The sequence below is a fragment of the Microbispora amethystogenes genome (assembly GCF_016863015.1).
GTDB classification, from domain to species: domain Bacteria; phylum Actinomycetota; class Actinomycetes; order Streptosporangiales; family Streptosporangiaceae; genus Microbispora; species Microbispora amethystogenes.
The window spans coordinates 14,318-26,727 of sequence record NZ_BOOB01000065.1 but is presented as its reverse complement, the minus strand read 5'-3'; the positions used below and the strand labels follow the sequence as shown (position 1 = coordinate 26,727).

The window sequence follows — 12,410 nt, the reverse complement described above, 5'->3', positions numbered from 1 at the left end:
TGTTTGTAGGTATTTCTCAGAAAGGCTCTCCCCCCGATGTCCACGAACACGCGCTTATCCATCGGTCTCTCGCTCCTGGGGGTCCTCGCCCTCGCCGCCTGCGGCACGGCGGGCAAGGACACCGCGGCGGGCAAGGCGCCCGCCGGGCCGGTCAAGGGCGGCACGCTGACCTTCGCCGTCAACACCGAGCCCTCCACCTGCCTCGACCCCCACCAGAGCCCCGCCGACGTGGCCGGCCTGTTCACCCGGCCGGCGCTGGACTCGCTCGTGTCCCTGGACGCCGAGGGGAAGATCCACCCCTGGCTGGCCACCAAGTGGACGGTCTCGCCGGACCAGAAGACCTACACGTTCACCCTGCGTGACGGCGTGAAGTTCTCCGACGGCACGGCCTTCGACGCCGAGGCGGTCAAGGCCAACCTGGACCACATCGTCGACCCGGCGACCAAGTCGCAGCTCGCCGCGGGATACATCGAGCCGTACAAGGGCAGCGAGGTCGTCGACCCGCACACGGTGAAGGTCCACTTCAACAGGCCGTACTCGCCGTTCCTGTCGGCCCTGGCCACGGCGTACTTCGGCATCGAGTCGCCGCAGTCGCTCAAACAGCCGCAGGACGCGCTGTGCAAGAAGGTCGTCGGGTCCGGGCCGTTCGTGATCGACGAGTACGTCGTGCAGAAGGGCATCACCTACCACCGCAACCCCGGCTACGACTGGGCGCCGGAGGGCGCCGCGCACACCGGTGAGACGTACCTGGACAAGCTGGAGATCAAGGTCATCACCGAGGACTCGGTCCGGCTCGGCGCGCTGACCAGCGGGCAGGTCGACGGGATCGCCAGCGTGCCGCCGGTGAACGTCAAGCAGGTGCAGGGCGACCCCCGGCTGACCGTCACCACGCGGCAGGCGCCGGGCGGCAACTACAACTACTACCCGAACACGACCTCCGGGCCGTTCGCCGACAAGCGGGTCCGCCAGGCGTTCCGCGACGGCATCGACTTCGCGACGATCGTCAGGAATCTCTACTTCGGGGCGTTCCAGCCCGCAGCGGGGCCCGTCTCCCCGTCGACCGACGGGTACGACAAGACGCTCGAAGGAAAGACGAAGTACGACCCCGCGGCGGCCGCCCGGCTGCTGGACGAGGCCGGCTGGTCGGGGAAGGACGCCGAGGGCTACCGGACCAAGGACGGCAAACGGCTGACGATCCGCTGGGCGTTCCTCAAGTCGTTCGCCCGTGAGCAGCGCGACACGCTGGCCGAGCAGATCCAGGCCGAGGCCAAGAAGATCGGCTTCGAGGTCGAGTTCGTCTCCGGCACCGTCAACGAATGGCTGGAGAAGTATCCCAAGGGCGACTACGACCTCGTCGACTTCAGCTGGCAGCGGGCCGACGGCGACACCCTGCGCAACCTGTTCGACACCTCCGCCATCCCCACGGCCGCCAAGTTCGGCCAGAACGCCGCCCGCCTGTCCGACAAGGACGTCGACGGCTGGCTGAGCGAGGCGCTGGACACGACCGACCAGGCCAAGCGGGCCGAGCTGTACGCCAAGGTGCAGCAGCGGGTCACCGACGAGGCCGTGGTCTTCCCGGTGTACGTGTTCAACTACCTGCTCGGGGCCGGCAAGAAGGCGCACGGCATCGGCTGGGAGCCGCAGGCGTACCCGACCTTCTACGACGCCTGGGTCGAGCAGGCATGACCGCCGTCGCCGTACCGGCCACCCGGGCCCGCGCCCGGGTGGTCCGCCCGGCGCTGGTGCGGCTGGGCACGTCCGTCCTGGTGCTGTGGGGCGCGGTGACGGTCGCGTTCGCCGGCCTCCACCTCACCCCGGGCAACGTCGTCGACCTGCTCATCGGCAGCAGCACCGTCACGCCGGAGGTCCGCGCCCGGATCATCGCCGACTACGGGCTGGACCGGCCGCTGCCCGCCCAGTACGCCGCCTACCTGGGCCGGGTGCTGCACGGCGACCTGGGCCAGTCGTACCAGCTGCACCAGTCGGTCGCCTCGGCGATCGGCGAGCAGGTCGGGTCGTCCGTCCAGCTCATGCTCGCGTCGTTCGCCCTCGCGGTCGTGGTCTCGGTGACGGTCGCGGTGCTGACCGCGGGCCGCCGGTGGGCGCGGGCGGTGTTCTCCGCCATCGAGCTGATCGGCATCTCCATCCCGTCGTTCTGGGCCGGGATCCTGCTGCTCACCGTCTTCTCGTTCGGGCTGGGGATCTTCCCCGCCACCGGCGGGGACGGGCCGGAGAGCCTGGTCCTGCCGTCCGTCGCGATGGCGATCCCGGTCATCGCGATGCTCACCCAGGTGCTGCGCGAGGGCCTGGAGCTCACGCTGGAGGAGCCGTTCGTGCTCACCGCCCGCTCGCGCGGCATGTCCGACCTCGGCGTGCGCCTGCGGCACGCGCTGCGGCACGCCCTGCTGCCCACGGTCACCCTGGCCGGATGGCTGGTCAGCTTCCTGTTCGGCGGGGCCGTGATCATCGAGTCGGTCTTCTCCCGGCAGGGCATCGGGCGGCTGACCCTCGCGGCCGTCGGCAACAAGGACCTGCCGGTCGTGATGGGCGTGGTGCTGATCGCCTCACTGCTCTACGTCGTCATCAACATCCTGCTCGACCTGCTCTACCTGGCCATCGACCCGCGACTGCGAGGTGCCTGAGTGACCACGTCCACCCTTGCCGCGCCCGCCGTGGTGGTGGGGCGCGGACGGCGGCGGCGGGCGCCGCGGGCCGGCGTCTGGGCCGCCGCGGCGTTCCTGCTGGCCGTGACCGTGATCGCGGTGGCGCCCGGCCTGGTCGCGCACGGCTCGCCCGACCTCACCGACGCCGTCGCCGCGCTCCGGCCCCCGGGCGGCGGGCACCCGCTCGGCACCGACGCCAACGGCCGCGACATGTTCACCCGCATCGTGTACGGCACGAGGCCGTCGGTGCTGGCCGGGCTGGCCGCCACCGCCATCGCGGTGACCGGCGGCACCCTCGTCGGGCTGCTGGCCGCGCTCGGCGGCCGGGTGCTCGACGAGGTCGCCATGCGCCTCGTCGACATCCTGCTCTCGCTGCCGGGGCTGCTGCTGGCCCTGCTGGTCATCGCCATCGTCGGGCCGGGAACGCTCAACGCGGTCTTCGCGATCGCCGCCTACACGCTGCCGGGGTACGCGCGCCTGGTCCGCGCCCAGACCATGGTCATCCGCAGGTCCGGGTACGTCGAGGCGGCCGTCTCGCTCGGGCTGACCAGGGCCGGGATCATCACGCGGCACGTGCTGCCCAACGCGTTCGCGCCGCTGCTGGTGGTGGCCACGATCGAGGTGGGCACCGCGCTGGTCGCGGCGTCGTCGCTGAGCTTCCTCGGCCTCGGCCCGAAGCCGCCCGCGCCCGAGTGGGGGGCGATGCTGTCGGCCGGGCGCGACTACTTCTCCGTCGCCTGGTGGGTCGCGGTCTTCCCGGGGCTCGCCATCACGCTCACCGTCCTTTCCGTCACGGTCGTCGGCCGCCACCTGCAGCGGCGCGTCGAAGGGAGACTGTCGTGACCGAACAACGGGTCGCCCCGATCGCCGAGGTGTCCGACCTACGGGTCTCGTTCGGCCAGGTCCAGGCCGTCCGCTCGATCTCCTTCACGGTGCGCCCGGGCGAGTGCGTCGCCATCGTGGGGGAGTCGGGCTCGGGCAAGAGCGTCACCGCCCGCACGCTGATCGGGCTGACCGGCCCCGGCGCCGAGGTCACCGCCCGGTCGCTCGTCGTGGCCGGCCGCGACGTCACGGCGTACGGAGAACGGCAGTGGCGGGCGGTGCGCGGCGGCGAGGTCGGCTACGTCCTGCAGGACGCGCTGGTCTCGCTCGACCCGCTCCGCCCGGTCGGCAAGGAGATCGCCGAGACCCTGCGCCTGCACCGGACCGTGCCGCGCGCGGACGTGCGGCGGCGGGTGGTCGAGCTGCTGACCGAGGTGGGGGTGCCGGAGCCCGAGCTGCGGGCCGCGCAGTATCCGCACCAGCTCTCCGGCGGGCTGCGGCAGCGGGCGCTGATCGCCTCTGCGGTCGCCTGCGAGCCCCGGCTGCTGATCGCCGACGAGCCGACCACCGCCCTGGACGTCACCGTGCAGGCGCAGATCCTGCGGCTGCTGAACGAGCGCCGCCGGGCCGGGGCGGGGTTGCTGCTGATCAGCCACGACCTCGCGGTGGTGGCCGAGCTCGCCGACCGGGTGCTGGTGATGAAGGACGGCGTGGTCGTCGAGGAGGGCGCCACCGGGGACGTACTGGGCGCCCCCCGGCACGCCTACACCCGGGGGCTGCTGGCCGCGGTGCCCTCCGAGCACGGCAGGGGCACCCGCCTCACCGTGCGCGAGGACGGCTCCGCGCCGCCTCCGGCGCCGGCCGTGCCGCCCGGCGAGGTGGTGGTCAGGGCGTCCGGGCTGGCCAAGTCGTTCGCGGGGCCGGACGGGCTGCGCCGGGCGGCCGTCGCCGGGGTGTCGTTCGAGCTGCGGGCGGGGGAGACGCTCGGGCTCGTCGGCGAGTCGGGCTCGGGCAAGACCACGACGGCCCGCCTGGTGCTGGGGCTGGTGGAACCCGACGCGGGCGAGGTGGAGATCGGCGGGAGGTCCTGGCGGGGCCTCGGCTCCGCCGGTCGCCGCGCGCTGCGGCGGCACATCCAGGTGATCTACCAGGATCCGCTGAGCTCCTTCGACCCCCGCTTCACCGTACGGCGGATCCTCGGCGAGGCCCTCGCCGTCGGCGGCGAGCCGCGCCGCACCCGGCGCGACCGGGCCGTCGAGCTGCTCGCGCAGGTCGGCCTGGACGCGTCGATCCTCGACCGCAGGCCGCTGCGCCTGTCGGGCGGGCAGCGGCAGCGGGTGGCGATCGCCCGGGCGCTGGCCCCCCGGCCCCAGGTGATCGTCTGCGACGAGCCGGTCTCGGCGCTGGACGTGTCGATCCAGGCGCAGGTGCTCGACCTGCTCGCCGACCTGCAGGCCGAGCTCGGCGTGGCCTACCTGTTCATCTCCCACGACCTCGGCGTGATCCACCACGTCAGCGACCGGGTACTGGTGATGAAGGACGGCCGGGTGGTGGAGTCCGGCGACGTCCGCACGATCTTCACCGAGCCGGCCGCGGCGTACACGCGGGAGCTCCTGGCCGCCATCCCGCGCCTCGATTCGCGGCGGCACGAGCGGGAGGCCGTGGCATGACGTACGACATCGCGATCGTCGGGGCGGGCGTGCACGGCGCGGCCGCCGCGTTCCACCTCGCCCGGCGCGGCGTGTCCGTCGCCGTGTTCGACCGGGGCCCGGTCTCCGGCGGCCCCACCGGCCGGTCGGGCGGCATCTGCCGGGCCTACTACACCGACCCGTTCCTGGCGGAGACGGCCCGCGACGGCATCGCGTTCCTCGCCGGCTTCGAGGAGCGCACCGGCGGGCACCAGTCGGGGTTCCGCCGGACCGGCGCGTTCTACCTGCACGGGCCCGGCGACGTGGACGCGGCGGCCGACACCGCCGCGCGGCTCGCCGGGCTCGGCGTCCGCAGTGAACTGGTCGGCGCCGGGGCGCTGCCCGCCCGGCTGCCCGGCCTGGACCTCGACGGCGTCGCCGTCGCCGTCTGGGAGGCGGACGCCGGGTACGCCGACCCGTACGCCGCGACGGTCGGGCTGGCCGCCGCGGCGCGGCGGCACGGCGCGGTGGTCCACCCGCACCGCCCGGTCGTCGCGCTCGCCGAGGAGAGCCGCGGGGCGGCGGTGACCACCTCCGACGGTGAGGTCCACCGGGCCGGGCGGCTCCTCGTGGCCGCCGGGCCGTGGACCGCCGCCCTGCTGCGGCCGCTCGGCGTGGACCTGCCGCTGACCGTGGAGCGGCACGTCGTCGCGGTCTCCGAGCACGACCCCGCCGACGCCGGCGGGCTCGTGCCGCACGTCCTGATCGACCTGCCCGGTGGTTACTACACCACCCCGCAGCCCCGCACGCAGTACCTCACCGGCGGGGTCGTCCCGGCGTCCGCCGCCGACCCCGACGACGTCCCCGGCCCGCGTTCCGAGGAGCTGGAGGCGCTCGCCGCGGCCTCCGCCGTACGCTCCGCGGCCCGCCGCCGGGCCAGGGTGACCGGCGGCTGGGCCTCGTTGTACGACGTGAGCCCCGACTGGCAGCCGGTCACGGGGCAGGTCGGCGAGCACGTCTACGTCGACGCCGGCACCAGCGGCCACGGCTTCAAGCTCGCGCCCGCCTGGGGCGACCACGTCGCCCGGCTGCTGCTCGGCGACCCCGATCCCCGCCTCGCCGCGTTCGGCCCCGGCCGTTTCGCCACCGGCGGGAAGCTGGCCGCCGGGTTCGGCACGGCCAGGATCCTCGGCTGACGTCCCCGGACCGCCCCAGAGTCGGCAGCCCCAGAGTCGACAGCCACAGATCGACAGCCACAGATCGGCAGCCCCTGATCGGCAGCCCCAGATCGGCAGCCCCTGATCGGCAGCCCCAGATCGACAAGGAGACACACCCCCATGACCACCCACGCGACCACCCCGGTATCCACCCACGCACCCGCGTACGCGAGCCCGGCCGACGTCGCCGCCCACGGCCCGTACGGACCGGGCCGGACCGACCGGCCGGGGCCTCTCTATCCGTTCCAGGGCCGGATCACCGCCGGCGGGTCCGGCGAATACCCGGCCGAGCCCGGCCGCTACCACCTGTACGTCTCCTACACCTGCCCGTGGGCGCAGCGCGTCGCCATCGTGCGCGACCTCGCCGGGCTGCGGGACGTCGTGTCGCTGTCGTACGTGGACGACGACCGGGACGCGCGCGGCTGGGCGTTCCGCGAGCGGCGCGGCCCCGACCCGGTCAACGGCTTCACGCTCCTGTCCGAGGCGTACGACGCCACCGAGCCCGGATATCCGGGCCACATCTCGGTGCCGGTGGTGTGGGACCGGCGGACGAAACGGATCGTCGGCAACGACTACGCCGTGATCCCCTTCGATCTCGGCACGGCGTTCGCCGAGTGGGCCGGCCCGGGCCTGGATCTCTACCCGGCGGACCTGCGCGACGAGATCGAGGTGCTGGACGAGGAGATCGCCCGCGACGTCAGCCAGGGGGTGAACCTCGTCGCCAGGGCCTCGACGCAGGAGGAGTACGAGCGGCGGCGCGACCAGGTGACGGCCGCGCTGGACCGGTTGGACGCCCGCCTGGCCGGCCGGCGCTACCTGTTCGGCGACCGCCTCACCGAGTCCGACGTGCAGTTGTGGGTGGTGCTGGCCCGGTTCGACCTGCTGCACAACCCGCTCGCCGGGATCAGCGAGCGGCCGCTGACCGGCTATCCCAACCTCTGGGCGTATGCCAGGGACCTGTACGGCATCCCGGCCGTCCGGGAGACCACCGACTTCGCCGCGTTCCGGGTCCCCGGCAGGCCCGCCCCCTCCGGCGACGGGCCGGTGCGGATCGAGGTCGCGCCGCACGAGGCGGACTGGCACGAGCCGCACGGCCGCGAGGCCCTCACCGGGGAGCACGTGTGAGCATCCCGCGCGGGCTGTCCGGAGGCGTCCCGCCGGCGGGCGCGGTGCGCTGGGGGGTCACGCTGCCGCTGGCGGGGCTCGGGCTGCACCGGCACAGGGAGATCGTCGAGGCGCTGCCCTCGCTGGGCTACGGCGACGTGTGGACCGGGGAGGGCGGCGGTTACGACGGCCTGACCGCGCTGACCGCGGCACTGGCCTGGTCGCCGGGGCTGCGGGCGGGCACGGGGGTGCTGCCGGCCCAGACCCGAGGCCCCGGCGTGCTCGCCCAGACGGCCGCCTCCATGGCCGAGCTGGGCCAGGGCGAGGTGCTGCTGGGCATCGGCTCGTCCGTCCCCGCCCACGTCACGGCGCTGAACGGCCGCCCGCACGGCCGGCCGTACGCGCATGTGCGGGATCTGCTGCGGTTCCTGCGGCGGGCCTTCGACGGGGAGCACGTCGTGGAGACGTACGAGACCTTCTCGATCGACTTCGAGCTCCGGCGACGTCCCCCGGTGCGGCCGAAGGTCATCGTGGGCGCGCTGCGGCCCGGGATGCTGAAGCTGGCCTTCACCGAGGGGGACGGCGCGATCACCAACGTGCTGGCCGCCCACGAGGTGCCGAGGATCGTCGAGGCCGCCGGGCCGCCCGCCGGCGGGCAGGAACTGGTCGTCAAGATCTTCGTGACCCCGACGGACGACGCGGCGTACGCCAGGGCGGCCGGACGCGCCTTCCTCGGCTGGATCCTCAACCAGCCGCCCTACCGCGCGTTCCACGACTGGCTCGGCCGGGGCGACGCCCTGGCCGCGTCACGGGCGGCCTGGGACGCGGGGGACCGGCGGGGCGCGGCCGAGGCGCTCCCGGACTCGGTCGTGGACGAGCTGTGGGTGCACGGCTCGCCCGAGGAGTGCCGCGCCCACATCGCGCGGTATCTGCACCCCGGAGTCACCGCGGTCGAGCTCCACATCACCCCGACCCCCGAGCTGGACGCGGCACCCGGCGCGCTGCCGGAGGTGCTGGCCGCCCTGCGCGTCCCGCAGGACCAGGTGGGCCCGGGACGGAGCTGATCCTCCGGATGCCGCCCGAGCTCACGGGTGCGGGTTCAGCACCTGCGGAGCCCGTCGAACCGTCCGGGACAGGACCACCGCCACCAATGCGATTCGCCTCTCGCCTAGGTGGAGCAGTAAAAGGAGGAAATCCTTCAAGGGGAATCAATGGTGACGGCGGAGGCGGTTGAAGGGGGCCGGTGCCATTGTTGTCCCGTAACTCGATTCAGCGGATTTGTTAGGGTGCCCGGATGCCTTCTCAGCGCACCCTCCTGCCGCGCTCGGCACCGGCCGCGTCAGGCGTGTCGTCCCACGCTCTCGCCGCGCTGCTGGACCGGCTCGAAGCGCGGTCCGTCGAGTGCCACTCCCTCATGGTCGTACGCCGTGGTCACGTCGTCGCCGAAGGCTGGTGGGCGCCGTACTCGGCCGGACGCCCGCACCTTCTCTACTCGCTGACGAAGTCGTTCACCTCGGTCGCCGTGGGGCTCGCGATCGCCGACGGGCTGCTCTCGCTGGACGACCGGGTGGTGGACGTGCTGCCCGGCCACGTTCCGGCCGGCGTCTCGGAGCGGGGACGCCGCCTCACCGTTCACCACCTGCTGTCCATGACGACCGGGCACCGTATGGACAGCCTCGCCCAGGCCTGGGAACTGGAACCGGGCGACCTGGTCAAGGGCTTCCTGCGCGTGCCGTTTCCCGAGGCCGAGGGAACGCGGCACGCCTACGACAATCCGACCACCTTCGTCCTGGCCCGGATGGTGGAACGGGTCACGGGCCGCGGCCTGCCGGAACTGCTCGGCGAGCGCCTCTTCGAGCCGATGGGCGTCGGCCACGCCGAATGGGACCGGGTGGCGAGCGGTGCCGCCTTCGGATTCCACGGGCTGCACCTCACGACCGAGGCCGTCGCCGCCTTCGGTGAACTGCTGCTGCGCGGAGGCCTCTGGGGCGACCGGCGGCTCATCCCGCGCGAGTGGGTGGAGCTCGCGACCCGGCGGCACATCGGCACCCTGCCGTCCGAGGACGGATCGGGGGACGCCGACTACCTGTGCGGTTACGGTTACCAGTTCTGGGTGTCGCGTCACGGTTACCACGGTGACGGCTCCTTCGGCCAGCAGTGCGTGGTCGTCCCGTCGCACGATCTCGTGGTCGCCGTGACCGGCGCTCACACGCGGGCGCAGGCGGTGCTCGACGCGATATGGGAGTGCCTGCTGCCCGGCATGGACCACGCGGGAAGCACCCGCGACGACGAGATCCTCGCCGATCGGCTGCGGCGGCTGTCACTCGCGCCGGTGCCGGGTTCGGCGGATCCGGAGCGTTCCGTCACGGCGACAATCGACGCATCCGCCGAGGGTTCGGCGCTGCCCGGTGGAATCCCGGTGACCGTCGATCCCGTGGACGGCGGATGGCTCCTGCGATTCGGGTCGTTCCTCGACGTCGAGGCCGGCCACGGCGGGTGGCGGGAGAGTTCGCCGCTCGGCCGCCCCGTCGTCGCTACCGGCGCCTGGCAGGGCGACACGTTCGTCGCCGACCTTTACGTCGTCACCACCCCGCACCGGGTCCGGCTGGTGGTCGACGCCGGAGCGGGGACGGCGGTGGCGACGTGGAACATCGTGCCCCTGACCAGCCCCGATCTGGTGCCGCATCTGCGGTCGCCGCTGATGACACGGCCCGACGTCGCGTAGGCGACGCCGGGCTCCACGCCACCCAGGCCGCCCCCGGCGATCCGGTGCTCAGAATCCGGCGTCCGACCACGCCTCGGCGAGGAGGTCCTGGGAGCGGACGCGGTCGGCGTGGTCGTGCGTGATCGTGGTCACCAGGAGCTCGTCGGCGCCGGTCGCCTCCTTCAGCACGCGCAGCCCCTCCACCACCTTCTCGGGGGTGCCCGCGAACCGCGTGTCCACCCGGTCCGCGACGAGGGCCCGGTCCTCCTCGCTCCACTCGTGCGCGTACGCCTCCTCGGGAGAGGGATACCGGACGGCGCCCCCGCCGGACCGGATGCTGCGCACCCACAGCCCGTACGGCTCGCCCACGCGGCGGGCCTCCTCCTCGGTGGGCGCGACCAGGACGTCGGCGGACACCATGACGTGCGGCTCGGGATAGTCGCGGGACGGCTTGAAGGCGTCGCGGTAGGACTCGACCGCCTCCAGCACGGTGGCCGGGCTCACGTGGTAGTTCGCCGCGAAGGGCAGCCCGCGCTCGGCCGCGACCTGCGCGCTCTGGCCGCCGCTGCTGCCGAGGACCCACAGCTCCACCGCCGCGCCCTCCCCGGGCTGGGCGTGCGCCTCGTGCCCCTCGTCGGAGCGGTAGCGGCCGGCCAGCAGCGCGATGATCTCGTCGACCTGGTCGGCGAAGTCGGGCGTCCGCGCGCCGGGCTGCTGCAGCAGCGCGCCGGCCAGGGCGAAGAGCGGGTGCTTGGCGAGCGAGGCGAACGAGAACGGCGGCGGGATCAGCAGGCCCTTGACCGTCCGCGCCTCCGTGGCGGGCGGGTCGGTGGGGGTGGGTGCGGCCCCCTCCGGCGGGGTGGCGAGCAGCTCCCGGGCGCGCTGGCCGGAGCGGCCGAGTCCGAGATCGATGCGGCCGGGGTGCAGCGCGTCGAGGGTGCCGAACTGCTCCACCACGGTGAGCGGGGTCTGGTGGCCGAGCTGGACCGCGCCGGAGCCGACCCGGATGCGGCGGGTGGCCGCCGCCACGGCGCCGATGAGGACCGCGGGCGCGGAGCTGGCCACACCGGGGGTGAGGTGGTGCTCGGCCAGCCAGTAGCGGTGGTATCCGGCGTCCTCCGCCCGGCGGGCGAGGTCGACGGTGTTGCGCAGGGCGTCCCGCGCGGTGGCTCCGGAGGAGATCGGAGCGAGGTCGAGAACGGACAGGCGGGTCATGCTGGTCCTCCGGTGGGGAACGGCCTGCTGGGGATCTGCGCGCGCAGCACGGGGGCGATGTCGCTCTGGAACAGTTCGAGCGACGCCCGGTGCTGCCCGTCGGTCAGGCCGTCGGCCTCCGCCTGCACGTGCAGCACCTCGTGGCCGAGCCGCTCGTGATAGCGGTGCACCTTGTCGACGATCTGCTGGGGGCTGCCGACGAGGATGGAGCTGCGCTCGATGGCGTCCTCCAGCGTGTGGAACACCGGGTCGAGCCCTCGCTTCTCCAGGAACGCCACCCGGGCGTCGAAGATCGGCCGGTAGGTCTCGACGGCGTCCTGCGACCGCGGCGTGGCGTAGTAGCCCGCACTGCCCGCCCCGACCAGGGCGTCGGCCGGGTCGTGGCCGTAGTGCTGCCACCGCTCCCGGTAGTAGCGCACCAGTTCCGCGTACGGCTCGACGGGGTTGGTGACGTTGGCGGAGAAGAGGGGGTCGCCGTAGCGGGCGGCGAGGTCCACCGACTCCCTGCTGGTGGCGCTGCCGTGCCAGACCCGCACCGGCCGCTGGAGCGGCCGGGGGAGCACCTCGGCGTCGGTCAGCGGCGGCCGGAAGCGGCCCGACCAGGTCACCCGGTCCTCCCGCCAGAGCCGCCGGAACAGCTCGTAGCCCTCGCGGTTGCGGTCCCACTGGTCCTCGCCGGTGACGTGGAACAGCTCCGCCTGGGCGGTGCCGTTGCCCTTGCCGATCATCAGCTCCAGCCGCCCGCCGGACAGGTGGTCGAGGGTCGAGTAGTCCTCGAACGCCCGGACCGGGTCCAGCAGGCTGAGCGTGGTCACCGCGGTGAACAACCTGATCCGGCGGGTCAGCGCCGCGACGTGGCTCAGCACCACGGGCGGGGACGAGGACAGGAACGGCCGCTCGTGCCGTTCACCGAAGCCGAAGCCGTCGAAGCCCAGTTCCTCGGCGAGCACCGCGCTCGCCACGATTTCGCGGAAGCGCTCCGTCGGCGACTTGAGCTCGCCGGTCAGCGGATGCGGCAGGTGGAACCCGAGCGTCATGGCCAGGAACTTCACGCCCG

Annotated in this window: 10 protein-coding genes; 8 read left to right on the top strand and 2 right to left on the bottom strand. The window is 73.5% G+C overall.

Annotated elements, in window-relative coordinates:
• Nucleotides 1-36 precede the first annotated feature (36 nt).
• The 8 genes from Mam01_RS33915 to Mam01_RS33880 all read left to right on the top strand — a co-directional run bounded on the left by Mam01_RS33915 (nt 37) and on the right by Mam01_RS33880 (nt 10,159).
• Nucleotides 37-1,686, top strand: coding sequence for an ABC transporter substrate-binding protein (locus Mam01_RS33915; RefSeq protein WP_204289259.1), 1,650 nt, complete (start codon nt 37-39; stop codon nt 1,684-1,686).
• Nucleotides 1,683-2,642 (top strand): ABC transporter permease, encoded by a 960-nt coding sequence (locus Mam01_RS33910; RefSeq protein ID WP_204289258.1) that lies wholly within the window; start codon nt 1,683-1,685, stop codon nt 2,640-2,642. Before Mam01_RS33915 ends, Mam01_RS33910 begins: the two co-directional genes overlap by 4 nt.
• Nucleotides 2,643-3,506 (top strand): ABC transporter permease, encoded by an 864-nt coding sequence (locus Mam01_RS33905; RefSeq protein ID WP_204289257.1) that lies wholly within the window; start codon nt 2,643-2,645, stop codon nt 3,504-3,506.
• Nucleotides 3,503-5,155: a dipeptide ABC transporter ATP-binding protein gene (locus tag Mam01_RS33900; protein WP_204289256.1), complete on the top strand. Its 1,653-nt coding sequence runs from the start codon at nt 3,503-3,505 to the stop codon at nt 5,153-5,155. The genes Mam01_RS33905 and Mam01_RS33900 overlap by 4 nt, the downstream gene beginning before the upstream one ends.
• Nucleotides 5,152-6,309 (top strand): NAD(P)/FAD-dependent oxidoreductase, encoded by a 1,158-nt coding sequence (locus tag Mam01_RS33895; RefSeq protein ID WP_204289255.1) that lies wholly within the window; start codon nt 5,152-5,154, stop codon nt 6,307-6,309. Before Mam01_RS33900 ends, Mam01_RS33895 begins: the two co-directional genes overlap by 4 nt.
• Nucleotides 6,310-6,450: 141 nt before the next feature.
• The gene (locus Mam01_RS33890; protein WP_204289254.1) at nt 6,451-7,455 is read left to right on the top strand and encodes a glutathione S-transferase C-terminal domain-containing protein; all 1,005 of its coding nucleotides are present in this window, start codon (nt 6,451-6,453) and stop codon (nt 7,453-7,455) included.
• Nucleotides 7,452-8,498: an LLM class F420-dependent oxidoreductase gene (locus Mam01_RS33885; RefSeq protein ID WP_204289253.1), complete on the top strand. Its 1,047-nt coding sequence runs from the start codon at nt 7,452-7,454 to the stop codon at nt 8,496-8,498. Before Mam01_RS33890 ends, Mam01_RS33885 begins: the two co-directional genes overlap by 4 nt.
• A 230-nt stretch (nt 8,499-8,728) precedes the next feature.
• Nucleotides 8,729-10,159, top strand: a complete 1,431-nt coding sequence (locus Mam01_RS33880; RefSeq protein ID WP_204289252.1) for a serine hydrolase domain-containing protein — start codon at nt 8,729-8,731, stop codon at nt 10,157-10,159.
• A gap of 48 nt (nt 10,160-10,207) precedes the next feature.
• Here the strand turns inward: Mam01_RS33880 and Mam01_RS33875 are convergent, their stop codons facing one another.
• Nucleotides 10,208-11,353: an LLM class flavin-dependent oxidoreductase gene (locus Mam01_RS33875; RefSeq protein ID WP_204289251.1), complete on the bottom strand. Its 1,146-nt coding sequence runs from the start codon at nt 11,351-11,353 to the stop codon at nt 10,208-10,210.
• The gene (locus Mam01_RS33870) at nt 11,350-12,405 is read right to left on the bottom strand and encodes an LLM class flavin-dependent oxidoreductase (protein ID WP_204289250.1); all 1,056 of its coding nucleotides are present in this window, start codon (nt 12,403-12,405) and stop codon (nt 11,350-11,352) included. The genes Mam01_RS33875 and Mam01_RS33870 overlap by 4 nt, the downstream gene beginning before the upstream one ends.
• Nucleotides 12,406-12,410 lie beyond the last annotated feature (5 nt).